This window comes from Streptomyces sp. NPDC044002 (genome assembly GCF_056434525.1).
Genome location: NZ_JBWKEZ010000040.1, coordinates 39550 through 62892, shown reverse-complemented (window position 1 = coordinate 62892; position 23343 = coordinate 39550). Strand labels below are relative to the sequence as shown.

Genomic DNA, 23343 nt, shown 5'->3' with positions numbered 1-23343 from the left:
TTGACCACCATCGACAAGACCTCGAACGTCCCCGCGCCCCGCTCGGCGCCGGAGGGGACCCCCCTCCTCGATGTGCGCGACCTGCACGTCGAGTTCCACACCCGCGACGGTGTCGCCAAGGCCGTGAACGGCGTCTCGTACTCGGTGAACGCCGGCGAGACCCTCGCCGTCCTCGGCGAGTCCGGCTCCGGCAAGTCCGTGACGGCGCAGGCCATCATGGGCATCCTCGACATGCCGCCCGGCAAGATCCCCTCCGGTGAGATCCTCTTCCAGGGGCAGGACCTGCTGAAGCTCCCGGCCGAGGAGTACCGCAAGATCCGCGGTTCGAAGATCGCCATGATCTTCCAGGACGCCCTGTCCTCGCTGAACCCGGTGCACACCGTCGGCGCCCAGCTCGGCGAGATGTTCCGCGTCCACCGCGGCATGTCCAAGAAGGACTCGCTGGCCAAGGCCGTCGAGCTCATGGACCGGGTGAAGATCCCCGCCGCCAAGGCGCGCGTGGGCGACTACCCGCACCAGTTCTCCGGCGGTATGCGCCAGCGCATCATGATCGCCATGGCGATGGCCCTGGAGCCCGACCTGATCATCGCCGACGAGCCGACCACGGCCCTCGACGTGACGGTCCAGGCCCAGGTCATGGACCTGCTCGCGGAACTCCAGCGCGAGATGAACATGGGTCTGATCCTGATCACCCACGACCTCGGCGTCGTCGCCGACGTCGCGGACAAGATCGCCGTCATGTACGGCGGCCGGATCGTCGAGACCGCCCCGGTCCACGAGATCTACAGCCGACCGGCGCACCCGTACACCCGCGGCCTGCTCGACTCGATCCCGCGCCTGGACCAGAAGGGCCAGGAGCTCTACGCGATCAAGGGCCTGCCGCCCAACCTGCTCAACCTCCCCACGGGCTGCGCCTTCAACCCGCGCTGCCCCAAGGCCCAGGACATCTGCCGCACCGACGTGCCCGTCCTGCACCAGGTGACCGAGCAGGACGGCACCGAGCTGCCGGGCCGCGGCAGCGCGTGCCACTTCTGGAAGGAGCAGATCCATGGCTGATCTCACCAAGCCCAAGGGCGAGCCGATCCTTCAGGTGCGCAACCTGGTCAAGCACTTCCCGCTGACCCAGGGCATCCTGTTCAAGAAGCAGATCGGCGCGGTCAAGGCCGTCGACGGGGTCTCCTTCGACCTGTACCAGGGCGAGACCCTCGGCATCGTCGGTGAGTCCGGCTGTGGCAAGTCCACCGTCGCCAAGCTCCTCATGAGCCTGGAGAAGGCCACCTCCGGCGAGGTCTTCTACAAGGGCCAGGACATCACCCGGCTGAGCGGCAAGGCCCTCAAGGAGGTCCGCCGCAACATCCAGATGGTGTTCCAGGACCCGTACACCTCGCTGAACCCGCGCATGACGGTCGGCGACATCATCGGCGAGCCCTTCGAGATCCACCCCGAGGTGGCTCCCAAGGGCGACCGGCGCCGCAAGGTCCAGGAGCTCCTGGACGTCGTGGGTCTGAACCCGGAGTACATCAACCGGTACCCGCACCAGTTCTCCGGCGGCCAGCGCCAGCGCATCGGCATCGCCCGCGGCCTCGCGCTCCAGCCCGAGATCATCATCTGCGACGAGCCGGTCTCCGCGCTCGACGTGTCGGTGCAGGCGCAGGTCATCAACCTGATGGAGAAGCTCCAGGACGAGTTCAACCTCTCCTACGTCTTCATCGCGCACGACCTCTCCATCGTCCGGCACATCTCGGACCGCGTGGGCGTCATGTACCTGGGCAAGATGGCCGAGATCGGCAGCGACGCCGAGATCTACGACCACCCCACCCACCCGTACACCCAGGCCCTGCTCTCCGCCGTGCCGGTGCCGGACCCGGAGGCCCGCGAGGGCCGCGAGCGGATCATCCTCACCGGTGACGTCCCCTCCCCGGCCAACCCGCCGTCGGGCTGCCGCTTCCGCACCCGCTGCTGGAAGGCCGAGGAGAAGTGCTCCACGGAGGAGCCGCTGCTGGCGATCCCGACGCGCTTCCAGGGTGCCGACACCCCGGCCGCGCACGAGTCGGCGTGCCACTTCGCCGAGGAGCGGAACGTGGTCGGCGCCGCCTGACCTCCCCGTACGGCGTACGCGTCCCAGGGCGCCCGCGGCCGGAGCACCAGCTCCGTCCCGGGCGCCCTCGGCGTTTCCCCGGCCTGCCCGCCCCAGGGGTCCAAAGTCCGTTGCGGCCGCACCCCGCGGCCGCCGACAGTGGACGGATGACCACCGAGACGCTGACCGTCCGCCCGGCCGGGCCCGGGGACGCGCGGGACATCTGCGCACTGCTCAACGCCGTCGACGTCATCGAGATCGGCAGACCCGAGACCGACCTGGGCACCGTCGAGGCCGACCTCAACCACCCCGACGTGGACCTCGCCGCCGACACCTGGCTCGCCTTCCAGGACGGCCGGCTCGTCTCCTACGCCCTCGTGTGGGCCGACTCCGGCCCCGGCCGCGTCGACGGCGACCACTACGTCCTGCCCGGCCACGGCCGGGCCGCCCTCGCGCTGCTGCGGCGGATGGAGGACCGGGCCCGCGAGATGGCCTCCGGCGCCGGCCCCGGCGCGCGGCTGCGGATCCAGCTCAACGTCCGGCCCACCCTCGACCTCACCCTCCTCACCGGACGCGGCTACCGCAGCGTGCGCCGCTACCAGGTGATGACCCGCCGGCTCTCGCCCGCCGCCGACCTGCCGCCCGCCCCGCTCGGCGGCCTCGCCCTGCGCGACTGCGCCGCCGACGAGGCCGACCGCCGCCGCGCCCACGCCCTGGTGGAGGAGACCTTCGCCGCCCACTTCGGGCACGCGCACCGACCGTACGAGGCCTGGCTCGACCACATCGACGGCCGCGCCCTCGACTGGTCGCTCGTGTGGATCGCGAGCCTGCCCGGCAAGGGGGACGTCGCCGTCCTCGTCACCCGCGACGACCGCACCAGCATGGGCTGGATCAGCCACCTCGGCGTACGCGCGGACCTGCGCGGCTACGGCTTCGGCTCCCACCTGCTGCGGCACGCCTTCGCCGCCTACGCCGCCCGCGGCCGCGACACGCTGGGCCTCGGCGTGGACACCCTCAACGAGACCGGCGCCCTCGCCCTGTACGAGGCGCACGGCATGGCCCTGCACTACGCCGTCGACACCTGGGAGCTCGCATTGCACCCCCAGGGGTGACAGCCGGGGGACGCGAGGGTGTAAAAGGGCCAACCGGGAGTGCACAGGACCCGACATGAGGTGACATTGCCCCTAAGTGAGTCCTGGTACCTCTAGGAGGCAGTCCATGCGCGGAGCCACCCACGCCAAGTGGGCCGCATGTGCGGTGGCCGTCGCCCTCGCGGCGACGGCCTGCGGCGGCCAGCCCGACAGCGGCGGGGGCGGTGGCGCGGCCGGGATCGTCAGCTCCTCCTGGGGTGACCCGCAGAACCCGCTGGAGCCCGCCAACACCAACGAGGTGCAGGGCGGCAAGGTCCTCGACATGCTCTTCCGGGGCCTCAAGCGCTACGACGCCAAGACCGGCGAGGCCAAGAACATGGTCGCCGAGAAGATCGAGACCACCGACGGCCAGAACTTCACGGTCACCCTGAAGGACGGCTGGAAGTTCAGCAACGACGAGCCGGTCACCGCGCAGTCCTTCGTCGACGCCTGGAACTACGCGGCGGACGTCCGCAACAAGCAGAACAACGCGCCCTTCTTCGCCGACATCGTGGGCTACGCCGACCTGCACCCCGCCTCCGGGGACCCCAAGGCCAAGACCATGTCCGGCCTGGTCGTCAAGGACCCGAAGACCTTCACCGTCGCCCTCAAGTCCAAGTTCTCCACCTGGCCCGAGACCCTCGGCTACCAGGCCTTCTCCCCCCTGCCCAAGGCCTTCTTCACCGACCACTCCGCCTGGCTCGACAAGCCCGTCGGCAACGGCCCGTACACGGTGGACTCGTACACCAAGGGCACCGGCATGAAGCTGCGCAAGTGGGAGGGCTACCCCGGCGAGGACAAGGCGCAGAACGGCGGCGTCGACCTCAAGGTCTACACCGACAACAACACCGCCTACACGGACCTGATCTCCGGCAACCTCGACCTCGTCGACGACGTCCCCGCCCAGCAGCTGAAGAACGTCAAGAACGACCTCGGCGACCGCTACATCAACCAGCCGGCCCTCATCATCCAGACCCTCACCTTCCCCCTGTACGACCCCCAGTGGGGCAAGGAGGGCATGGAGAAGGTCCGCCGGGGCATCTCGATGGCCATCAACCGCGACGAGATCACCCAGCAGATCTTCCGCGAGACCCGCACCCCCGCCAAGGACTGGACCTCCCCGGCCCTCGGCGACAAGGGCGGCTTCAACTCCACCCTCTGCGGCGACGCCTGCAAGTACGACCCGAAGGCGGCGAAGGCGCTCATCCAGGAGGGCGGCGGCCTGCCCGGCGGCAAGATGACCCTCACCTCGAACGTGGACACCGGCTCGCACCGCGACTGGATGGACGCCGTCTGCAACAGCGTCAACAACGCCCTCGGCGAGGGCCCGGTCTGCACGGTCAACCCGGTCGGCACCTTCGCGGACTTCCGCAACCAGCAGAGCGCCTACAAGCTCACCGGCCCCTTCCGCTCCGGCTGGCAGGCCGACTACCCGCTGATCCAGAACTTCCTCCAGCCGCTGTACTACACCGGAGCCTCCTCCAACTACGGCAAGTTCAGCAGCCCGGACTTCGACAAGCTCGTCGACCAGGCCAACCAGGAGACCGACGCCGCCAAGGCCACCGCCTCCTTCCAGGACGCCGAGAAGATCCTCGCCGAGCAGATGCCGGCCATCCCCCTCTGGTACCAGAACGGCAGCGCCGGCCACTCCGAGCGGATCTCCGACGTCGCCCTGAACCAGTTCAGCGTCCCGGTCTACAACGAGATCAAGGTCAGCTGACCCCTCCGACGGATCGATCCTGGAGCAGTCATGGGACGTTACGTGATCCGGCGGCTGCTCCAGATGATCCCCGTGTTCATCGGCAGCACCTTCCTGATCTTCATCATGGTCTACGCACTCGGCGACCCGGTCGCGGCCCTCTTCGGCGACAAGGCCCCCGACCCCGCCACGGCCGCCCGGATCCGCAAGGACCTCTACCTCGACCGCCCCCTGTGGGAGCAGTACGTCCACTACATGGGGCAGATCTTCAAGGGCGACTTCGGCACCGCCTTCAACGGCCAGCCGGTCACCCAGCTGATGGCCACGGCCTTCCCCGTCACCCTGCGCCTGACCCTGGTCGCGATCTTCTTCGAGATCGTCATCGGCATCACCCTCGGCGTGGTCAGCGGGCTGCGCCGGGGCAAGGCCATCGACACCAGCCTGCTGGTGCTCACCCTCGTCGTCATCTCGGTGCCCACCTTCGTCACCGGATACGTGATCCAGTTCGTCCTCGGCGTCAAATGGGGCTGGGTACGCCCCACCGTCTCCGCGAACGCCTCCCTCGACGAGCTGATCCTGCCCGGCCTCGTCCTCGCCCTGGTCTCCCTCGCCTACGTCACCCGGCTCTCGCGGACCTCCATCGCCGAGAACGTCAAGGCCGACTACGTCCGCACCGCCGTCGCCAAGGGCCTGCCGCGGCGCAGGATCATCACCCGCCACCTGCTGCGCAACTCCCTGATCCCGGTGGTCACCTTCATCGGCACCGACATCGGCGCCCTGATGGGCGGCGCCATCATCACCGAGCGGATCTTCAACATCCACGGCGTCGGCTACCAGCTCTACCAGGGCATCCTGCGCAACAACTCGCCCACGGTGGTCGGCTTCGTCACCATCCTCGTCATCGTCTTCCTGGTGGCGAACCTGCTCGTCGACCTGCTCTACGCGGTCCTGGACCCGAGGATCCGTTATGCCTGAGCCCGAGCGCCCCGAAGGACCCGGCGGCTACGACCCGGTGGGCCCCCGCCCCGGCGAGGCGATGTCACCCACCGGCCAGGGCGGGGCCATGGACCTGGCCCTCCAGGAGGCCGAGAGCGTGGAAGGCGTCGCCGTCGCCAAGGAGTCCGGCCCGGCCGGAGCGGCCACGGGCGCGGGCCCCCGGGAGAAGGCCCGCTCCCTCTGGTCCGACGCCTGGCACCAGCTGCGCCGCAACCCCGTCTTCATCGTCTCGGCGCTGATCATCCTCTTCCTCGTCGTCATCTCCGTCTGGCCCCAGCTCATCGCGAGCGGCGACCCCCTCCAGTGCGACCTGTCCAAATCGCAGCAGGGCTCCGCCCCCGGCCACCCCTTCGGCTACGACACCCAGGGCTGTGACGTCTACACCCGCACCGTCTACGGCGCCCGCGCCTCCATCACCGTCGGCATCTGCGCCACCGTCGGCGCCGCCCTGCTCGGCTCCGTACTCGGCGGACTCGCCGGCTTCTTCGGCGGCTGGGGCGACTCCCTGCTCTCCCGCGTCGCCGACATCTTCTTCGGGATCCCCGTCGTCCTCGGCGGCCTGGTCTTCCTGTCCGTGGTCACCAGCACCACCGTGTGGCCCGTCGTCGGCTTCATCGTGCTGCTCGGCTGGCCCCAGCTCGCCCGCATCGCCCGCGGCTCGGTGATCACCGCCAAGCAGAACGACTACGTCCAGGCCGCCCGCGCCCTCGGCGCCGGCAACGGGCGCATGCTGCTGCGCCACGTGGCCCCCAACGCCGTCGCACCCGTCATCGTCGTCGCCACCATCGCTCTGGGCACCTACATCTCCCTCGAAGCCACCCTGTCGTTCCTCGGCGTGGGCCTGCGCCCGCCCACGGTCTCCTGGGGCATCGACATCTCCAACGCCGCCACCCAGATCCGCAACGCCCCGCACATGCTGCTCTGGCCGGCGGGCGCCCTGAGCGTGACCGTGCTCGCGTTCATCATGCTCGGCGACGCGGTGCGCGACGCCCTCGACCCCAAGCTGCGCTGAGGAGTGTGAGCCGCCAGATGCTGCTCGAAGTCCGGGACCTGCACGTCGAGTTCGTCACCCGGGACGGGGTCGCCAAGGCCGTCAACGGGGTGAACTACTCGGTGGACGAGGGCGAGACCCTCGCCGTGCTCGGCGAGTCCGGCTCCGGCAAGTCGGTGACGGCCCAGGCCGTGATGGGGATCCTCGACGTCCCGCCGGGCCGGATCGCGGGCGGCGAGATCCTCTTCAAGGGCCGGGACCTCCTGAAGGCGAAGGAGGAGGAGCGCCGCAGGATCCGCGGCGCCGACATGGCGATGATCTTCCAGGACGCGCTGTCCTCCCTCAACCCCGTGCTCAGCGTCGGCGCCCAGCTCGGCGAGATGTTCGAGGTCCACCGGGGGATGTCCCGCAAGGAATCCCGGGCCAGGGCCGTGGAGCTGATGGACCGGGTGAAGATCCCCGCCGCGAAACAGCGGGTGGGGGACTACCCGCACCAGTTCTCCGGCGGCATGCGCCAGCGCATCATGATCGCCATGGCGCTGGCCCTGGAACCCTCCCTGATCATCGCCGACGAGCCCACCACCGCCCTCGACGTCACCGTCCAGGCCCAGGTCATGGACCTGCTCGCCGAGCTCCAGCGCGAGCTCAACATGGGCCTCATCCTGATCACCCACGACCTCGGCGTCGTCGCCGACGTCGCCGACAAGATCGCCGTCATGTACGCGGGCCGGATCGTCGAGGCCGCCCCCGTGCGCGAGATCTACGCGTCGCCGGCCCACCCCTACACCCGTGGCCTGCTCGACTCGATCCCGCGCCTGGACCAGAAGGGGCAGGAGCTCTACGCCATCAAGGGCCTGCCGCCGAACCTGCTGGCCATCCCGCCCGGCTGCGCCTTCAACCCGCGCTGCCCGATGGCCCGGGCCGCCTGCCGCGCCGAGGTCCCGCCGCTGGCCGACGTCGGCCCGGACCGGGCCAGCGCCTGCTTCTTCTGGAAGGAGTGCCTCGGTGCCTGAGTCCATCCTGGAGGTCCGCGACCTCGTCAAGCACTACCCGCTGACCCGGGGCATCCTCTTCAAGAAGCAGGTCGGCGCGGTCAAGGCCGTCGACGGGGTCTCCTTCTCCCTCGCGGCGGGGGAGACCCTCGGCATCGTCGGCGAGTCCGGCTGCGGGAAGTCCACCGTCGCCCGGATGCTGGTCAACCTCGAACGCCCCACGGCCGGCGCGATCTCGTACAAGGGCGAGGACATCACCCGGCTCTCGGGCCGCGCCCTGAAGGCGGTGCGCCGCAACATCCAGATGGTGTTCCAGGACCCGTACACCTCGCTGAACCCGCGCATGACGGTCGGCGACATCATCGGCGAGCCGTACGAGATCCACCCCGAGGTGGCCCCGAAGGGCGACCGGCGCCGCAGGGTCCAGGAGCTCCTGGACGTGGTCGGCCTGAACCCGGAGTACATCAACCGGTACCCGCACCAGTTCTCCGGCGGCCAGCGCCAGCGCATCGGCATCGCCCGAGGCCTCGCCCTCAAGCCCGAGGTCATCGTCGCGGACGAGCCCGTCTCCGCGCTGGACGTCTCCGTCCAGGCCCAGGTGGTCAACCTGCTGGAGCGGCTCCAGGGCGAGCTGGGCCTCTCGTACGTGTTCATCGCGCACGACCTGTCCATCGTCCGGCACATCTCCGACCGGGTCGGGGTCATGTACCTGGGCCGCGTCGTCGAGATCGGGACGGACACCCAGATCTACGACCACCCCACCCACCCCTACACCCAGGCCCTGCTCTCCGCCGTTCCCGTGCCCGACCCCGGGGCCCGCGCCCACCGGGATCGGTTCATCCTCACCGGCGACGTACCCTCTCCGGCCAACCCGCCGTCGGGCTGCCGCTTCCGCACCCGCTGCTGGAAGGCCGAATCCCGCTGTGCGACGGAGGTCCCCCTGCTGGCCGTCCCGCAGACCCTCCCGCCGGGCCCGGCCGCCCACCCCTCGGCCTGCCACTTCGCGGCCGAGAAGCAGGTGGTCCCGCCCCCGGGCGAACTCCCGCCCCCGCCGACCCCCCTGACGAAGGAGTAGCGAACGGTTTCGGACGCCCTGGTGAGCGATCATTTCAAGCCACCCCGCGTACGGGTGCCCGGTCGGGCCGGCTTTGACCCAACACGCTTAACACAGGGGCAACTTGACCGTTTCTGCCCCGAGATCTGGGGCATGCAGTCTTGGCCGTGGGCGGCCGTGCGGGTGCCGACAGCCGGCCGGGAGGGCGTGGAGCCCTCCCGGCCGGTCTTCGTGTGCCCCCGGCCGTGCGCGGCATGCGCCCCTCGTGCTGCCGGAATTCGATCGATGCGCTGGTACGGATAGTTATGATCCGTAGCGCACGGTGGGTATGAATTCGCCGAGCAAGAGTACGCATACCGATGTCCGCTCGACGTGGAGGTGAAACGCCGTGGCACTCTCGATCTCGGCTGTGGTGCTGCTGGCGATCGTCGTCTTCCTTCTGGTCCGGAAGTCGGGTCTGAAGGCGGGGCACGCGTTCGTCTGCGTACTGCTCGGGTTCTACCTCGCGAGTTCCACGGTCGCGCCCACCCTCAGCCAGCTCACCTCCAACGTGGCGAGCATGATCAGTGGCCTCAAGCTGTAGGTCCTGCTCGTAGGGTGGACCCATGAACGGTCTTCCCGCCCGTCGTCTGCTCCTCGTGCACGCGCACCCGGACGACGAGTCGATCAACAACGGCGTCACCATGGCCAAGTACGCGGCCGAGGGTGCCCACGTCGCGCTGGTGACCTGCACCCTCGGCGAGGAGGGCGAGGTCATCCCCGCCGAGCTGGCCCACCTGGCGCCGGACCGCGACGACGCCCTCGGTCCCTTCCGCGTCGGCGAGCTCGCCGCCGCCATGAAGGAACTCGGCGTCGCCGACCACCGCTTCCTCGGCGGCGCCGGCCGCTTCCGGGACTCCGGGATGATGGGCGCACCGCAGAACGCCCGCCCCGGCTCCTTCTGGTCGGCCGACCTGGACGAGGCCGCCGGGTACCTCGTGGAAGTGGTCCGGGAGCTGCGCCCGCAGGTCCTGGTCACCTACGATCCCGACGGCGGCTACGGCCACCCCGACCACATCCAGGCCCACCGGGTCGCCACGCGCGGCGCGGAGCTGGCCGCCGACGCCGCGTTCCGCCCCGAGCTCGGCGCCCCGCACGCCGTGGCGAAGCTCTACTGGAACCGCGTGCCGGCCTCGGTGGTCGAGGAGGGCTTCGAGCGGCTGCGCGCGGCCGGCTCCTCCTTCCCGGGCCTCGCGACCCCGGACGACGTGCCGGGGGTGGTCCCCGACGAGCGGATCACCGCCGAGATCGGCGACGAGGGCGACGCCACCGTGCTGGTGGCGGCGAAGGCGGCCGCCATGCGCGCGCACGTCACCCAGATCGCTGTGGACGGCCCCTTCTTCGCCCTCTCCAACGACCTGGGCCAGCCCCTGTTCGCCCGGGAGTACTACGAGTTGGCCGCGGGCCGCTCCGGAGCCCCGGCCGGCGAGCGCGAACGGGACCTCTTCGCGGGGGTGGAGGCGTGACCACCGCGCTGACCCCCGGGCGGATCGCCGCCCTCCTCGGCCTGCTCGTCCTCGGCGTCCTGACCGGCACGGCCGGCTGGCTCGTGGTCGACCTGTGGTTCCCGGCCGGGCTGCTGCTCGCGCTGCTGGCCCTCCTCGGGCTGTTCCTCGCGGGCCGGCTGACGGTCGGCGGGGGCCTCGGAGTGGGCGCCCCGGCGGCCGGCTGGTTCCTGTCCTACGTCCTCCTCGGTGTCCCCCGCCCCGAAGGGGACTTCCTGCTCGGTTCCTCCGGAATCGGCATGTACGCATACCTTTTGGGGGGAAGTGCGGCCGCTGTGATCTGCGCCACGATGCGCGGCCCCGCGCAAGGTCCCGTTTCGGCCTCGGAATCCCGCGGATGACAGGCCGCTGAACTCCCGCATCCGCCGATCGGGGACGGGTTGCGGGGGTTTGACGGGCCCTCGCCCGGGGGCGCGCGGAAGCAGAAGAGGAACCTGGGATTCCTGGCCGACAGTTGTGCCCGGGCGGCGGCCAGTATGGTGGACGGGCCGCCGAGCTGCCCGAGCACGGAATGACGGGCGGCGGAGCCAACCGGGAGAACCTGCCTTGAGTCGTGAAACCGACAGTTCGTCCCCCGGGCCCCCAGGGCACGGTGGAGCCGCCTACCCCTCGGGTACGCCGCCGTATGGAACCGGCCAGTATCCGTCCGTGCCACCCGGTCCCGGCGCCGCGACCGTCCCGGAGGAGAACCCTGTGACCTCGAAGCCGTCCACGCCCGACACCGACACCGACGGGCCGAAGACCGAGACCCACCTGACGACCCGGATCCGGATCAACATCCCCGGATCCCGGCCGATCCCGCCCGTGGTCGTGCGCAAGCCCGTCAAGGACGGCGCCCAGGACGCGTCCCCGGCCGCCGCCGGCCCGGCCTCGGACACGGCCCCGCGCACGCCCGAGCGGCGCCCCGCGCCGGCCCGGCCCGCGGCCTCGGCGCCCGCGCTCCCCGCGGCACCGGCCCCGGCCCCCGCGCCGGCCGCGCCCGCGCCCGAGCCGGCCCCCGCGCCCGCCGAGGCGCCGGCCGGCGGCTGGTTCGCCCCGCGCAAGGCGGTGACGCCGCCGCCCGCCGCGACGCCCCCGCCCACCGCCACGCCCCCGGCCGGCGTGCCCGTCGGCGGCCCTGGTGGCCCCGGCGGCCCCGGAGCGCCCGGAGTGCCCGGAGTGCCCGGCCCCGGCGCGAGCTACGGCTCCGGCGTGCCCGGCACCGGCATGCCCGGCACCGGCGCCGGCTTCGCGCCCCCGGCCGAGCCCGGACGCCCGCAGCCCCCGGCCGCGCACGGCACCGGCGCCGGTTTCGCACCGGCCCCCGCCGTCGGCGGACCCGGAGTCGGCGCGCCCCAGGGGTACGCCGGGTACGACAACGGGCCCGTCACCGAGCCCTTCCCCGCCTTCCCGGAGCCCGCCGGGCCGACGGGCGGACCCGCGCTGGGCACCGTACCCGTCGGCGCCGAGGTGCCCCCGAGCTGGCCGGGCCCCGAGGCCTTCGACACCCCGGCCCCCGCGCCCGTGCCCGCCCCCGGACCGGCCGTCCCGCCGCCGGGCCCGAAGCCGCCGCGGCAGATGACGCCGCCGCCCGCCCCCGCCGGCAAGTCCGGCAAGGCCGCCCCGGCCGGCAAGCCCGCCAAGAAGAAGGGCCGCTCCAAGCTGGTCCTGCTCGGCGGCGGCATCGTCGTCCTCGCCGGCGTGGCCTACGGCGCGGGCCTGCTCATGAACCACTCCGACGTCCCCAAGGGCACCACCGTCCTCGGCGTCGACATCAGCGGCAGCCGCGACGACGCCGTCGCCAAGCTCCAGACCGCCTTCGGCAAGCGCGCCGCCGCCCCGCTCCAGCTCAGCGTCGGCGGCAAGCAGGTCGAGCTGAAGCCCGAGAAGGCCGGCCTGACCCTCGACAGCCAGACCACCGTCCGCAACGCCACGGGCAGCGACTACAACCCCGTCACCGTCATCGGCTCCCTCTTCGGTGTCGAGCGCACGGCCACCGCCGTCATGCCGGTCGACGAGGAGAAGCTGCGGGTCTCCCTCCAGGAACTGTCCGGCGCCGCCGGCTCGGCCTCCGAGAGCACCATCAAGTTCGACACCGGCAAGGCCGTCGCCGTGCCCGGCAAGGCCGGTGAGGGCCTCGACGTCGACGCCTCCGTCGACAAGGTCACCAAGGCCTTCCGCGAGCTCGTCGCCAACGGCAAGGCCCCGACCGTCCAACTCCCCGTCGCCAAGAAGGAGCCCACGGTCACCCAGACCGAACTGGACCGCGCCATGAAGGAGTTCGCGGAGCCCGCGATGTCCGGCGTGGCGACCGTCAAGGCGGGCACCAAGTCCATCCCGTTCGGCCCCAAGTCCCTGCCGAAGATCCTCAGCATGACGGCCGTGGACGGACGCCTCGTCGAGAAGTACGACCTGGAAGCCCTCAAGGCCACCTACGGGAACGCCTTCGACGGGGTCCTGATCACCCGGGGCACCGGCGCCAAGACCCCCGTCACCCCGCAGGACGTCGCGGGCGCCCTCGGCAAGGCCCTCATCGGCAAGACCCCCGCCGAACGGACCGTCACGATCGACACCAACGCGAACTGACCGGCCCGCGACCGCGCCACGATGCCCCTCCCCGGCCCCCGGGAAGGGGCATCGCCGCATCCGGAACCCCGCCCCACCAGGCATGTCACCCGAAGCGCATGACATCCGTCATGCGGGAGTCACGACCCGCGACACTGCCGCGCCCACCCCCGTACGGGCGAACCTCGGTACATGACGACGACGACCGCGGCACACCCCGCCGCTCCGGGCCCCGCAGGCGGATCCGGCGACACCGCAACCGTGGTGTCCTTCCGGAACGTGACCAAGAGCTACGGCAAGGTCCGGGCCGTCGACGGCCTCTCCCTCGAACTCCACCCGGGCGAGACCGTCGCGCTCCTCGGCCCCAACGGCGCCGGCAAGTCCTCCACCCTCGACCTCCTCCTCGGCCTGCGCCCCGCCGACTCCGGCACCGTCAGCCTCTTCGGCACCACCCCCCGCGAGGCCATCGCCGCCGGCCGGGTCGGCGCCATGCTCCAGAGCGGCGGCCTCATGGAGGAGGTGACCGTGCGCGAGCTCGTCACCCTCGGCTGCGCCCTGCACCCGCGCCCGCACCCCGTCGACGAGGTGCTCAGCCGGGCCGGGATCGAGGAGATCGCCGGCCGGCTCGTCAACAAGCTCTCCGGCGGCCAGGAGCAGCGCGTGCGGTTCGCCCTCGCCACCGCCGGACACAACGACCTGATCGTCCTCGACGAGCCCACCACAGGCATGGACGTCACCTCCCGCCAGGCCTTCTGGGCCACCATGCGGGAGCAGGCCGCCCAGGGCCGCACGGTCCTGTTCGCCACCCACTACCTGGAGGAGGCGGACGCGATCGCCGACCGCGTCCTCGTCCTCAACAAGGGCCGGCTGCTCGCCGACGGCACCGCCGCCGAGATCAAGGCCAAGGCCGGCGCCCGCAAGGTCGCCTTCGACCTCGACGGACCGGTCGACGAACAGGCGCTGCGCGCCCTGCCCGGCCTGACGGCCTTCGACCTCACCGGCCGCTCCGTACGCCTCCAGTCGCGCGACGCCGACGCCACCGTGCACGCCGTGTACGCGCTCGGCCTGCGCCCCCGCAACCTGGAGGTCGCCGGCCTCGGCCTGGAACAGGCCTTCATCGCCCTCACCGAGGCCGAGGAGGCCACCCGATGACGAACACCACCGGCACCGGCACCCTGCGGCTGGTCAAGCTGGAGATCACCCGGGCCCTGCGCAACAAGAAGTACCTGTTCTTCACCGTCCTCTACCCGGCCGCCCTCTTCCTGATGCTCGGCGGCACCCTGGACGGCACGACGAAGGTCATGGGCACCGAACTGACCATGCCCGCCTTCTACATGGTCGCCATGGCCTCCTTCGGCGCCCTGACCGCCGTGCTCGTCGGCAACAGCGAACGCATCGCCAAGGAGCGGGAGAAGGGCTGGGTGCGCCAGCTGCGGCTGACGGCCCTGCCCGGACACGGCTACGTCCTCGCCAAGACCGCCAGCGCCGGAGTCCTGTCCCTGCCGTCCATCCTGGTCGTCTTCGCCGTCGCCGCCGGGACCAAGGGCGTACGCTTCGAGGCCTGGCAGTGGCTCGCCCTCACCGGCTCGATCTGGGCCGGCAGCCTCGTCTTCGCCGCGCTGGGCGTCGCCATCGGCTACCTCGCCAGCGCGGACAACGTCCGCCCCATCACGATGCTGGTCTACTTCGCCCTGGCGATCCTCGGCGGCCTGTGGATGCCCACCGCGAACTTCCCGCAGTGGCTCAGGAACATCTGCGAGTGGCTGCCGACCCGCGCCTACACCGGCCTCGGCCAGGCCATCGAGCTCGGGGGCGCGCCGCACGCCAAGGACGTGGCGATCCTCGCCGTGTACTTCGTACTGTTCACCGGTGCGGCCGCCTGGCTGTACCGCAAGGACTCACTGAAGGCCTGAGACAGTGGCGCTGACGCAGGAAGCCGACGGTCTGCACCGCATCGGCCAGGCACCGGAGACCACCACCCACAAGGTGGTGAAGAGCCTGTGGATCGGGATCTGGCTCTTCTACCTCAGCGCCCCCGTCACCGACCTGATCAGCGGCGGACACAGCACCGGGGCCCGGCTGCTCGGCGGCCTGGGCCTGCTGGCCTTCACCTGCTGGTACCTGGTGCTGGTCTTCCGCACCGTCAGGATGATGCCGGTGCCCAGGGTGCTGGTCTCCCTGGCGGTGCTCGCCACGCAGGCCACCGTGCTGTCGCTGACCCTGGGCCGCGAGTGGCTCGTGCTCTTCGTGTACGTGTCCATCTCCTCCGGCGCCGCCCTGCCGGGCGAGGTGTCCCGCTGGACCGTCCCCGGCGCGACCGCGCTGCTGACGGCGGTCGCCCTCGCGGTCCCGGGCGGCACCCAGTACCTGGCCGGGCTGGTGGTCCCGGCGCTGATGGGCGGGTTCGCCATGGTCGGGGTCCGGGCGATGATCCGGACCACGATAGAGCTGCGCCAGGCCCGGGCCACGGTCGCCGAGCTCGCCGCCAACGAGGAGCGCCTGCGGATGGCCCGCGACCTGCACGACCTGCTGGGCCACTCGCTGTCGCTGATCACGCTCAAGAGCGAGCTGGCGGGCCGGATGCTGCCCGAGCACCCGGAGCGGGCCGCCCAGCAGGTCGCGGACATCGAGCGGGTCAGCCGGCAGGCGCTGGTCGACGTACGGGAGGCCGTGAGCGGCTACCGGAGGCCGACGCTGCCGGGCGAACTCGCGGGCGCGCGCACGGCGCTGGCGGCGGCGGGCGTGGCGGCGGACCTGCCGGCCGGCCCCGAGGACGCCGAGCTGCCGGAGGAGACGGAGTCCGCGCTGGCGTGGTCCCTGCGCGAGGCCGTGACGAACGTGGTCCGGCACAGCGGGGCCCGGCGCTGCACCGTCACCCTCACCACCCGCCAGACCCTCGCGGGCCCGGTCGTCGAACTGACCGTCACCGACGACGGCACGGGCGGCCCCGCCGCCCCCGGCAACGGCCTGACCGGCCTGACGGAACGCCTGGAAGCGGTCGGCGGCACCCTGTCGGCCGGCCCGGCGGGCAAGACCGGCTTCCGGCTGGTGGCGCGGGTCCCCCTAGGATCCGGCTCATGAGCGAAACCGGCGCCGCCCCCGCCGCCCCCATCCGGATCCTCCTGGCCGAGGACCAGTCGATGGTCCGGGAGGCCCTCGCGGCCCTCCTCGGACTGGAACCCGACATCGAAGTCCTGGCCCAGGTCGCCCGAGGCGACGAGGTGGTCGCGGCGGCCCGCTCCCACGACGTGAACGTGGCCCTCCTCGACATCGAGATGCCGGGCATGACGGGCATCGAGGCGGCCGCGCAGCTCCGGTCCGCGGTGCCCGCCCTCAAGATCGTGGTCCTGACCACCTTCGGCCGCCCCGGCTACCTCCGCCGCGCGATGGAGGCGGGCGCCTCGGCCTTCCTGGTCAAGGACGCCCCGGCCGCCCAGCTCGCCGACGCTGTGCGCAAGGTCCTGGCGGGGGAGCGGGTCATCGACCCCACCCTCGCGGCGGCGGCCCTCGCGGAGGGCGCGAACCCCCTGACGGACCGCGAGCGGGAGGTCCTGCGGGCGGCGGAGTTCGGCGCGACCAACGCCGAACTGGCGTCACGCCTCTGCCTCTCCCAGGGCACGGTCCGCAACTACCTCTCGACGGCCATCCAGAAACTCGCGGCCCGCAACCGCGCGGAGGCGGTGCGCGTGGCCCGCGAAAAGGGCTGGCTGTAGGGCGTACCGCTGCGCGGGGCGGTCCCCTACCCGCCCTTCCACCGTTCCCAGGGGCTCCGCCCCTGACCCGGGTACGGGCGCTGCGCGCCCGTCGCCTCAAACGCCGGCGGGGCTATCTATAGCCTCGCCGGCGTTTGAGGCGCGGGGGTCTGGGGGCGGAGCCCCCAGGGAACGGGCGAAGGGCGGGTAGGGGACCCAGCCCCGCGCAGCGGCGGCAGCGAACGGCGGCGCGGTCAGTTCAGCAGGGCGCGAGCAGCAACGGCCTCGCCGCGGATGCGGGCCGCCTCGTCCTTGTCCACCGCGTCCATGATCTCCGCGTAGCCGTCCAGTTCGGCCGCGCCCTCCCGGAAGGACCCCCGCTCCACCAGGAGCCGCGCCCGCTCGTACCGCAGCGCCGCCGGGTGGGACGGCAGGAGCAGCGACAGGTCCAGGGCCCACAGGGCGACCGCCGTGTGCTCCGGTCGGGCGGCGGCCCAGGCGCGGATGTTGTTCAGGATCCGCAGCACGATGTCCAGGGTGCGGGCCGGGGTCTTGGGGGAGGCCGCCAGTTCCGCCGGGCCCGCGCCCAGCGAGGCGCCGCCGGCGAAGGGGTCGACCACCACCGAGTCCTCCGGGTCCCCGAAGCCCACCACGAAGTGCCCCGGCAGCCCCAGCCCGTACACCGGCGCTCCGGCCCGCCGGGCCACCTCCAGCCACACCACCGAGAGGAGGATCGGCAGGCCCCGCCGGCGCAGCAGCACCTCGTGCAGGAGCGAGGACGACAGCCGGTCGTAGTCCTTCGGGGTGCCGTGGAAGCCCAGCCGGCCGCCCAGCAGTTCCGTTACCGCCGCCGCCCACGACCGCGCGTCCCGCAGCCCGTACGGCAGCATTCCCGCGAGCCGGTCCAGTTCGATCTCGGCCCGGTCCATGGCCCGTTCGTCCAGCGCCGGGTCCGCCTCCGCGGCCAGCAGCAGGCACAGCCGGGCCAGGTCGGGCCGTTCCGCGCGGGCCTCCGCCGCGAACAGCTCGCGCGTGTTCACCGCGCCGCCCGGAAGTGGTGGTAGGAGTGGTGCGTGGCGAAGCCCATCCCGTCGTACAGGGCCCGCGCCGCCGGATTGTCCGTCTCCACCTGGAGCCACGCCGCCGACGCGCCCTCCTCCAGCGCCCGCCGGGCCAGCGCCGTCATCACCGCCGTCGCGAGCCCGCGCCGCCGGTCCTCCGGGGCGACGGTGACGGCCGCGAAGCCGGCCCAGCGGCCGTCGACCACGCAGCGCCCGATCGCCCGGCCGCCGTCCAGGGAGGCGAACCACACCGACGGGCCCTCCACCAGCATCCGCCGGGCGAGCTCCGGGTCCCGCACCTTGCCGTAGCGGGCCAGCCACGCCTCGTCCGGCTCGCGGGCCAGCCGTACCGCGGCCGCGTCCGCGTCCAGGTCGCCGACCGGGGCCAGGCCCCCGATGCGGACCTCCGCCGAGACCTCGTTGACCCAGCCGCGCCGCTCCAGCTCGGCGCAGAGCAGCTCCTGCGTCCCGGCGGCACCCGTCGCGGCCTGCACGTACGCCGGAAGATCGCGCTCCGCGTACCAGGAGGTCACCCGCGCGAGTGCTTCGTCCAGGGGTATGCCGGGATCGCCGAGCGGGAGCACGGAATTGGCGCGCCGCGTGAACCCGCCGGCGGCCCGCAGCGTCCACTCGCCGAGCGGCTCGCTCTCCAGCGGCACCCAGGCCCGCGCAGTGACCCGCGCCAGCTCCTCGAAGGAGGCCGCGGGACCCCGCCGCCGGGCCGGCGCGGGCGGCACGACCTTGCCCGCGACCAGCGACGATTCCGGGATGTGGACGGACACGCCGTCCTTGCGTGTGATCGTCAGCACACCCCTGTTCCAGGATGTGAGAACCCCTACCGCGTCCGCGAATACAGGGGCACCGCTCCCGCCGTCCTCCACCCGTCGTACAGAGACTCGTTTACCCACGTCAGCCGGGGTAATACGGATCTCCAGCAGCCCACCGGCAGTGATTTCCACAGCTCTGTCCGCCCCTCCTGTTCGGATCGTGCCCGGGAACGGAGATACTAGGTGCGGGCATCGACGACGCCGCGCTCCCGCGCGAATGGACAGCCCTACCGAGGAGGAACGAGAGCGTGACCTACGTCATCGCGGAGCCTTGTGTCGACGTCAAGGACAAGGCCTGTATCGAAGAGTGCCCCGTCGACTGCATCTACGAGGGCCAGCGGTCCTTGTACATCCACCCGGACGAGTGCGTCGACTGCGGCGCCTGTGAGCCGGTCTGCCCCGTCGAGGCCATCTTCTACGAGGACGACACCCCGGAGGAGTGGAAGGACTACTACAAGGCGAACGTCGAGTTCTTCGACGAGCTCGGCTCGCCCGGTGGTGCCTCCAAGCTCGGCCTGATCGAGCGCGACCACCCCTTCGTCGCCGCGCTGCCCGCCGACATCAACGCCGGCGAGCACTGACCGTTTCACGGCAGACGCGCTTCTCGGTCCCGTACGGCACTCCCGCCGCGCGGGACCGAGCCGTTTTCCCGCACCCTTCCAGTCCCTGAGAGAGAGCAGAGCACCGTGGCCGCAGTTTCCGACCGTCTTCCCACGTTCCCCTGGGACAAGCTGGAGCCGTACAAGGCCACGGCAGCGGCCCACGCTGACGGCATCGTCGACCTGTCCGTCGGCACCCCCGTCGACCCGGTGCCGCAGCTGATCCAGGACGCCCTGGTCGCCGCCGCGGACTCCCCGGGCTACCCGACCGTGTGGGGCACGCCCGCCCTGCGCGACGCGATCACCGGCTGGCTGCGGGGCCGCCTCGGCGCGAGCGCCGCCGGACACCGCAACGTCCTGCCCGTGGTCGGCTCCAAGGAGCTGGTGGCCTGGCTGCCGACCCAGCTGGGCCTGGGCGCCGGGGACAAGGTCGCCTACCCGCGCCTCGCGTACCCGACGTACGAGGTCGGTGCGCGGCTGTGCGGCGCCGAGGCCGTCGTCTACGACGACCCGACCGAGCTGGACCCGGCGGGCGTGAAGCTCCTGTGGCTCAACTCCCCGTCCAACCCCACCGGGAAGGTCATCCCGAAGGAAGAGCTGATCCGGATCGTCGCCTGGGCGCGCGAGCACGGCATTCTCGTCTTCAGCGACGAGTGCTACCTGGAGCTGGGCTGGGAGGCCGAGCCCGTCTCCGTCCTCCACGACGACGTGTGCGGCGGCTCCTACGAGGGCCTCGTCGCGGTCCACTCGCTCTCCAAGCGCTCCAACCTGGCCGGCTACCGGGCCGCGTTCATCGCCGGTGACGCGGCCGTCCTCGGCGAGCTGCTGGAGATCCGCAAGCACGGCGGCATGATGACCCCCGCCCCGGTGCAGGCGGCCACGGTGGCGGCCCTCGGCGACGACGCCCACGTCGAGGAGCAGCGCGGCCGCTACGCCGCCCGCCGCGAGGCGCTGCGCACGGCCCTGGAGGCGCACGGCTTCCGCATCGAGCACAGCGAGGCCAGCCTCTACCTGTGGGCGACCCGCGACGAGCCCTGCTGGGACACCGTCGCGCACCTGGCGGAGCTCGGCATCCTGGTCGCGCCGGGCGACTTCTACGGCGAGGCCGGCGCGAACTTCGTCCGCGTGGCCTTCACCGCCACCGACGAGCGGGTCGCCGCCGCGGTCAAGCGCCTCGGCTGACGGGCGCCGCCGGCGGGAAACGGGCCGAGGGGGCCGGGAGCAGCAGCTCCCAGCCCCCTCGGGCGTTCGCGGGTCCGGCGGGGGGTCAGCCCAGCAGGCCGCCGGGCAGGCCGCCGCCCGGCAGGCCGCCGCCCGGCAGGCCGCCGCCGGGGAGGCCGCCGCCGGGGAGGCCGCCGCCCAGGGCCTGCCCGGCGACCGGCAGGCCGCCCAGGGTCTGGCCCGCGGCTCCGGCGCCGCCGACGACCTCCGAGGCGGGACCGGCGACGGGGGCGGCGGCCGGGACGGCCTCGGTGGCGGTGTGCGCGGCGTCGGTGGCCGCCCCGGCGTCCGGGGCGGTGAGCGTGTTCAGCTTCGGCAGGGACTCCAGGCCCACGGCGTCGGCCGCGCTGGCGGCGCCTGCCGCACCGACCACGGGAGCGGTACCGGCTGCGAGGAGAAGCGCGGCGCGGGCGATCCGACGGGTCAGGGGGAGGGTCATGATGCTCCTAAGCGGTAGCGGCTGAGTACGCCGTGTACAACCGCTCCCGGGGTGGGGGGAGTTGCGGACCCGCCGGGTAAAGGATCAGTAACGCATCGTTTAATCGGCTTCCGTGACAAGAGCACCGGACCCGCCCCGACCTGCGGTTCTGTCCACCTCCCGGGTGTACGGGCCGAACGCGTGGACACCCCTCCCGGGTGAAGGGGCGTACGCGTGACCGTGCCGCCGGGGCGTCACCGCCGCGCCGTGCGCACGCCGGGGGCGCACGCGGGCGGCGCCCCCGCGGGGGTCAGCGCGTGGCGGCGCGGGCCATGAAGATCCGCACCTCGCCCGGCGCCGCGCCGTGCGGGTCCCCGGCGCCGCCCTTGCCCTTGCCCTTGCCCTTGCCCTTGCCCTGCCACGCGCCGCCGTCCCGCCCGGCCACCCACGAGGAACCGTCGTACGAAACCCGCGCGATGCCCAGCTCCTTGGACCGGGCCACCGCCCAGTGGGCCATCGCCCGCCCGCGCCGCGCCTCCGCCGCACCGCCGCCCTCCTTGAGCCGCAGCCCGACCTCCGCCTCGGGCACGGACCCGCCCGGCGACGCCGAGCGCCCCGCCGGAGCACCCGCCCGGCCCGCGCCCAGCGCATCCTTCGCCGGCGCCCCGAACGCCCGCACCAGCTCCGCCCGCACCTTCTCCGGGTCGCCCGCCGGGGGCACCGGGCCGGAGCAGACCAGGGAGGCCGGCGTGCCGTTCTCGCCGAAGGCCGCCGTCAGCACCGTCGCGTCCGGCTCGTGCTTCGCGTACGCCTGCGGGAAACCGCTGAGCTGCACCTTCTGCGCCGCCACCGTCAGCGGCAGCCTGGTGTAGCCCTTGATCTCCGCGAGCCGGTCGTAGAAGATCCCCGCCGAGTACACCGGGTCCATGATCTGCTCCGGGGTCCCCCAGCCCTGCGAGGGCCGCTGCTGGAACAGGCCCAGCGAATCCCGGTCCCCGTGGTCGAGGTTGCGCAGCGCAGACTCCTGCATAGCCGTCGCCAGCGCGATGGTCACCGCCCGGTCCGGCAGCCCCTTGGAGATCCCGACGGCGGCTATCGTCGCCGCGTTCGCCGCCTGCTCCGGGGTCATCTCGTACGTCTGGACGTCCCCCGCACCCGCGGAGCCCGCCGCTCCGGTCGCCGAAGCGGTGCAGAAGGAGGCACCGCTGCCGGAATCCCGCTGGACGACGAAGTACCCGATCACCCCGAGCAGGACGACCAGGCCAACGGCCTTGCGGAACGGCCGGCGGCGGCGGGGGCGGGAGCGATCGGTCTCGGACACGCGGCCCACCGTACTTGAGGCCGATAAACCGTCCACCGGCCGGACGCTCCCGCTTCCCTCCCATCCCGGGGCGTTAGGGTCAGTTCCATGTCCGAATCCGAGCTGGACCTCACCCTGGACGCTGCCGAGCTGACCGCCCGGCTCGTCGACATCCCTTCCGTGAGCGGCGACGAGAAGGTGCTCGCCGACCTGGTGGAAGACGCGCTGCGCGCCCTCCCGCACCTCACCGTCGACCGCCTCGGCAACAACGTCGTCGCCCGTACGCACCTCGGCCGCGCCGAGCGCGTCGTACTGGCCGGCCACCTCGACACCGTGCCGATCGCCGACAACGTCCCGTCCCGCCTGGACGAGAACGACGTCCTGTGGGGCTGCGGCACGACGGACATGAAGTCCGGGGTCGCCGTACAGCTGAGGATCGCGGCGACCGTCCCCGAACCCAACCGCGACCTCACCTTCGTCTTCTATGACCAGGAGGAGGTGGCCGCCGACCTCAACGGCCTCGGCAAGGTCGCCGACGCCCACCCCGACTGGCTGGCCGGTGACTTCGCCGTCCTGCTGGAGCCCTCCAACGCCGAGGTCGAGGGCGGCTGCCAGGGCACCCTGCGCGTGCTGCTGCGCACCAAGGGCGAGCGCGCCCACTCCGCGCGCAGCTGGATGGGCTCCAACGCCATCCACGCCGCCTCCCCGATCCTGGCGAAGCTGGCCGCGTACGAGCCCCGCAAGCCGGTCATCGACGGCCTGGAGTACCACGAGGGCCTCAACGCGGTCCGCATCGAGGGCGGCGTCGCCAACAACGTGATCCCGGACGCCTGCACGGTCACCGTGAACTTCCGCTACGCCCCCGACCGCAGCGAGGCCGACGCGCTGGCCCACGTCCGGGAGGTCTTCGCGGACTGCGACATCGCCGAGTTCGTGGTCGACGACTCCTCCGGCGGCGCCCTGCCCGGCCTGTCCCACCCGGCCGCGGCGGCCTTCATGGAGGCGGTCGGCGGCCGCCCGATGCCCAAGTTCGGCTGGACGGACGTCTCCCGCTTCAGCGCGCTGGGCGTCCCGGCGGTCAACTACGGGCCGGGCGACGCCCTGCTGGCCCACAAGGTCGACGAGCGTGTCGAGACGAAGGCCATCCTGCACTGCGAGGAACGACTCCGCGCCTGGCTGACCTCGTAAATTCCCCTTC

Annotated in this window: 23 protein-coding genes; 19 read left to right on the top strand and 4 right to left on the bottom strand. The window is 72.3% G+C overall.

From position 1 onward, the window contains the following. The 16 genes from AC07A6_RS26685 (at position 1) to AC07A6_RS26610 (ending at position 16740) form a co-directional block, all read left to right on the top strand. Positions 1–1056 (top strand): ABC transporter ATP-binding protein, encoded by a 1056-nt coding sequence (locus AC07A6_RS26685; protein WP_427707677.1) that lies wholly within the window; start codon positions 1–3, stop codon positions 1054–1056. After that, positions 1049–2098: an ABC transporter ATP-binding protein gene (locus AC07A6_RS26680; protein ID WP_478778823.1), complete on the top strand. Its 1050-nt coding sequence runs from the start codon at positions 1049–1051 to the stop codon at positions 2096–2098. The genes AC07A6_RS26685 and AC07A6_RS26680 overlap by 8 nt, the downstream gene beginning before the upstream one ends. Positions 2099–2244: 146 nt before the next feature. Further along, positions 2245–3189: a GNAT family N-acetyltransferase gene (locus tag AC07A6_RS26675; RefSeq protein ID WP_478778822.1), complete on the top strand. Its 945-nt coding sequence runs from the start codon at positions 2245–2247 to the stop codon at positions 3187–3189. Between the two features lie 106 nt (positions 3190–3295). Further along, the gene (locus AC07A6_RS26670; RefSeq protein WP_478778821.1) at positions 3296–4927 is read left to right on the top strand and encodes a peptide ABC transporter substrate-binding protein; all 1632 of its coding nucleotides are present in this window, start codon (positions 3296–3298) and stop codon (positions 4925–4927) included. A 30-nt stretch (positions 4928–4957) separates the two neighbouring features. Next, a complete protein-coding gene (locus tag AC07A6_RS26665; protein ID WP_362469665.1) occupies positions 4958–5881 on the top strand; it encodes an ABC transporter permease in 924 nt (307 codons plus the stop codon). Then, complete coding sequence (locus AC07A6_RS26660; RefSeq protein WP_478778820.1) at positions 5874–6914, top strand: ABC transporter permease; 1041 nt, start codon at positions 5874–5876, stop codon at positions 6912–6914. The genes AC07A6_RS26665 and AC07A6_RS26660 overlap by 8 nt, the downstream gene beginning before the upstream one ends. A gap of 17 nt (positions 6915–6931) precedes the next feature. Then, the gene (locus AC07A6_RS26655) at positions 6932–7906 is read left to right on the top strand and encodes an ABC transporter ATP-binding protein (RefSeq protein ID WP_478778819.1); all 975 of its coding nucleotides are present in this window, start codon (positions 6932–6934) and stop codon (positions 7904–7906) included. Beyond that, positions 7899–8960, top strand: coding sequence for an ABC transporter ATP-binding protein (locus AC07A6_RS26650; RefSeq protein WP_478778818.1), 1062 nt, complete (start codon positions 7899–7901; stop codon positions 8958–8960). The genes AC07A6_RS26655 and AC07A6_RS26650 overlap by 8 nt, the downstream gene beginning before the upstream one ends. Before the next feature lie 367 nt (positions 8961–9327). Further along, positions 9328–9522, top strand: a complete 195-nt coding sequence (locus AC07A6_RS26645; RefSeq protein WP_007266329.1) for a hypothetical protein — start codon at positions 9328–9330, stop codon at positions 9520–9522. Between the two features lie 22 nt (positions 9523–9544). After that, the gene (mshB, locus tag AC07A6_RS26640; RefSeq protein ID WP_478778817.1) at positions 9545–10444 is read left to right on the top strand and encodes an N-acetyl-1-D-myo-inositol-2-amino-2-deoxy-alpha-D-glucopyranoside deacetylase; all 900 of its coding nucleotides are present in this window, start codon (positions 9545–9547) and stop codon (positions 10442–10444) included. Further along, positions 10441–10824 carry a DUF6113 family protein gene (locus AC07A6_RS26635; protein ID WP_478778816.1) on the top strand — a complete coding sequence of 128 codons (384 nt, stop codon included), beginning with the start codon at positions 10441–10443 and terminating at the stop codon, positions 10822–10824. The genes mshB and AC07A6_RS26635 overlap by 4 nt, the downstream gene beginning before the upstream one ends. Positions 10825–11029: 205 nt before the next feature. Next, on the top strand, positions 11030–13048 hold the full coding sequence (locus AC07A6_RS26630; protein WP_478778815.1) for a hypothetical protein: 2019 nt from the start codon (positions 11030–11032) through the stop codon (positions 13046–13048). A 171-nt stretch (positions 13049–13219) separates the two neighbouring features. Continuing rightward, positions 13220–14179 (top strand): ABC transporter ATP-binding protein, encoded by a 960-nt coding sequence (locus AC07A6_RS26625; protein ID WP_478778814.1) that lies wholly within the window; start codon positions 13220–13222, stop codon positions 14177–14179. Further along, complete coding sequence (locus AC07A6_RS26620; RefSeq protein WP_362469645.1) at positions 14176–14940, top strand: ABC transporter permease; 765 nt, start codon at positions 14176–14178, stop codon at positions 14938–14940. The genes AC07A6_RS26625 and AC07A6_RS26620 overlap by 4 nt, the downstream gene beginning before the upstream one ends. Before the next feature lie 4 nt (positions 14941–14944). After that, positions 14945–16108 (top strand): sensor histidine kinase, encoded by a 1164-nt coding sequence (locus AC07A6_RS26615; RefSeq protein WP_386275643.1) that lies wholly within the window; start codon positions 14945–14947, stop codon positions 16106–16108. After that, on the top strand, positions 16105–16740 hold the full coding sequence (locus tag AC07A6_RS26610) for a response regulator transcription factor (protein ID WP_362469642.1): 636 nt from the start codon (positions 16105–16107) through the stop codon (positions 16738–16740). The genes AC07A6_RS26615 and AC07A6_RS26610 overlap by 4 nt, the downstream gene beginning before the upstream one ends. A 233-nt stretch (positions 16741–16973) precedes the next feature. Here AC07A6_RS26610 and AC07A6_RS26605 read toward each other — a convergent pair whose 3' ends face one another. After that, positions 16974–17759 carry a transglutaminase-like domain-containing protein gene (locus tag AC07A6_RS26605; protein ID WP_362473847.1) on the bottom strand — a complete coding sequence of 262 codons (786 nt, stop codon included), beginning with the start codon at positions 17757–17759 and terminating at the stop codon, positions 16974–16976. Then, the gene (locus AC07A6_RS26600) at positions 17756–18739 is read right to left on the bottom strand and encodes a GNAT family N-acetyltransferase (protein WP_478778813.1); all 984 of its coding nucleotides are present in this window, start codon (positions 18737–18739) and stop codon (positions 17756–17758) included. Before AC07A6_RS26600 ends, AC07A6_RS26605 begins: the two co-directional genes overlap by 4 nt. Positions 18740–18855: 116 nt before the next feature. On the opposite strand from AC07A6_RS26600, the gene fdxA reads away from it, so the two are divergent. Then, entirely contained in the window at positions 18856–19188 is a 333-nt protein-coding gene (fdxA, locus tag AC07A6_RS26595; RefSeq protein WP_007266339.1) for a ferredoxin, read from the top strand. Between the two features lie 105 nt (positions 19189–19293). After that, positions 19294–20388 (top strand): bifunctional succinyldiaminopimelate transaminase/glutamate-prephenate aminotransferase, encoded by a 1095-nt coding sequence (locus tag AC07A6_RS26590; protein ID WP_478778812.1) that lies wholly within the window; start codon positions 19294–19296, stop codon positions 20386–20388. Positions 20389–20473: 85 nt separating this feature from the next. Here the strand turns inward: AC07A6_RS26590 and AC07A6_RS26585 are convergent, their stop codons facing one another. Together AC07A6_RS26585 and AC07A6_RS26580 are read right to left on the bottom strand one after the other, a co-directional pair. Next, positions 20474–20866 (bottom strand): ATP-binding protein, encoded by a 393-nt coding sequence (locus AC07A6_RS26585; RefSeq protein WP_478778811.1) that lies wholly within the window; start codon positions 20864–20866, stop codon positions 20474–20476. A gap of 289 nt (positions 20867–21155) precedes the next feature. Next, positions 21156–22175 (bottom strand): hypothetical protein, encoded by a 1020-nt coding sequence (locus tag AC07A6_RS26580; RefSeq protein WP_478778831.1) that lies wholly within the window; start codon positions 22173–22175, stop codon positions 21156–21158. A gap of 78 nt (positions 22176–22253) precedes the next feature. Here AC07A6_RS26580 and dapE point away from each other — a divergent pair, with 78 nt between their 5' ends. Beyond that, entirely contained in the window at positions 22254–23333 is a 1080-nt protein-coding gene (gene dapE / locus AC07A6_RS26575) for a succinyl-diaminopimelate desuccinylase (protein ID WP_362473865.1), read from the top strand. The last annotated feature ends 10 nt before the right edge of the window (positions 23334–23343 follow it).

Bases quoted from the DNA above. Each gene is read 5' to 3' on its own strand.
- AC07A6_RS26625 (WP_478778814.1), top strand. From the start codon at position 13,220: ATGACGACGACGACCGCGGCACACCCCGCCGCTCCGGGCCCCGCAGGC.
- AC07A6_RS26610 (WP_362469642.1), top strand. From the start codon at position 16,105: ATGAGCGAAACCGGCGCCGCCCCCGCCGCCCCCATCCGGATCCTCCTG.
- AC07A6_RS26665 (WP_362469665.1), top strand. From the start codon at position 4,958: ATGGGACGTTACGTGATCCGGCGGCTGCTCCAGATGATCCCCGTGTTC.
- AC07A6_RS26620 (WP_362469645.1), top strand. From the start codon at position 14,176: ATGACGAACACCACCGGCACCGGCACCCTGCGGCTGGTCAAGCTGGAG.
- AC07A6_RS26670 (WP_478778821.1), top strand. From the start codon at position 3,296: ATGCGCGGAGCCACCCACGCCAAGTGGGCCGCATGTGCGGTGGCCGTC.
- AC07A6_RS26680 (WP_478778823.1), top strand. From the start codon at position 1,049: ATGGCTGATCTCACCAAGCCCAAGGGCGAGCCGATCCTTCAGGTGCGC.
- AC07A6_RS26585 (WP_478778811.1), bottom strand. From the start codon at position 20,866: ATGACCCTCCCCCTGACCCGTCGGATCGCCCGCGCCGCGCTTCTCCTC.
- dapE (WP_362473865.1), top strand. From the start codon at position 22,254: ATGTCCGAATCCGAGCTGGACCTCACCCTGGACGCTGCCGAGCTGACC.
- AC07A6_RS26660 (WP_478778820.1), top strand. From the start codon at position 5,874: ATGCCTGAGCCCGAGCGCCCCGAAGGACCCGGCGGCTACGACCCGGTG.
- AC07A6_RS26655 (WP_478778819.1), top strand. From the start codon at position 6,932: ATGCTGCTCGAAGTCCGGGACCTGCACGTCGAGTTCGTCACCCGGGAC.
- mshB (WP_478778817.1), top strand. From the start codon at position 9,545: ATGAACGGTCTTCCCGCCCGTCGTCTGCTCCTCGTGCACGCGCACCCG.
- AC07A6_RS26675 (WP_478778822.1), top strand. From the start codon at position 2,245: ATGACCACCGAGACGCTGACCGTCCGCCCGGCCGGGCCCGGGGACGCG.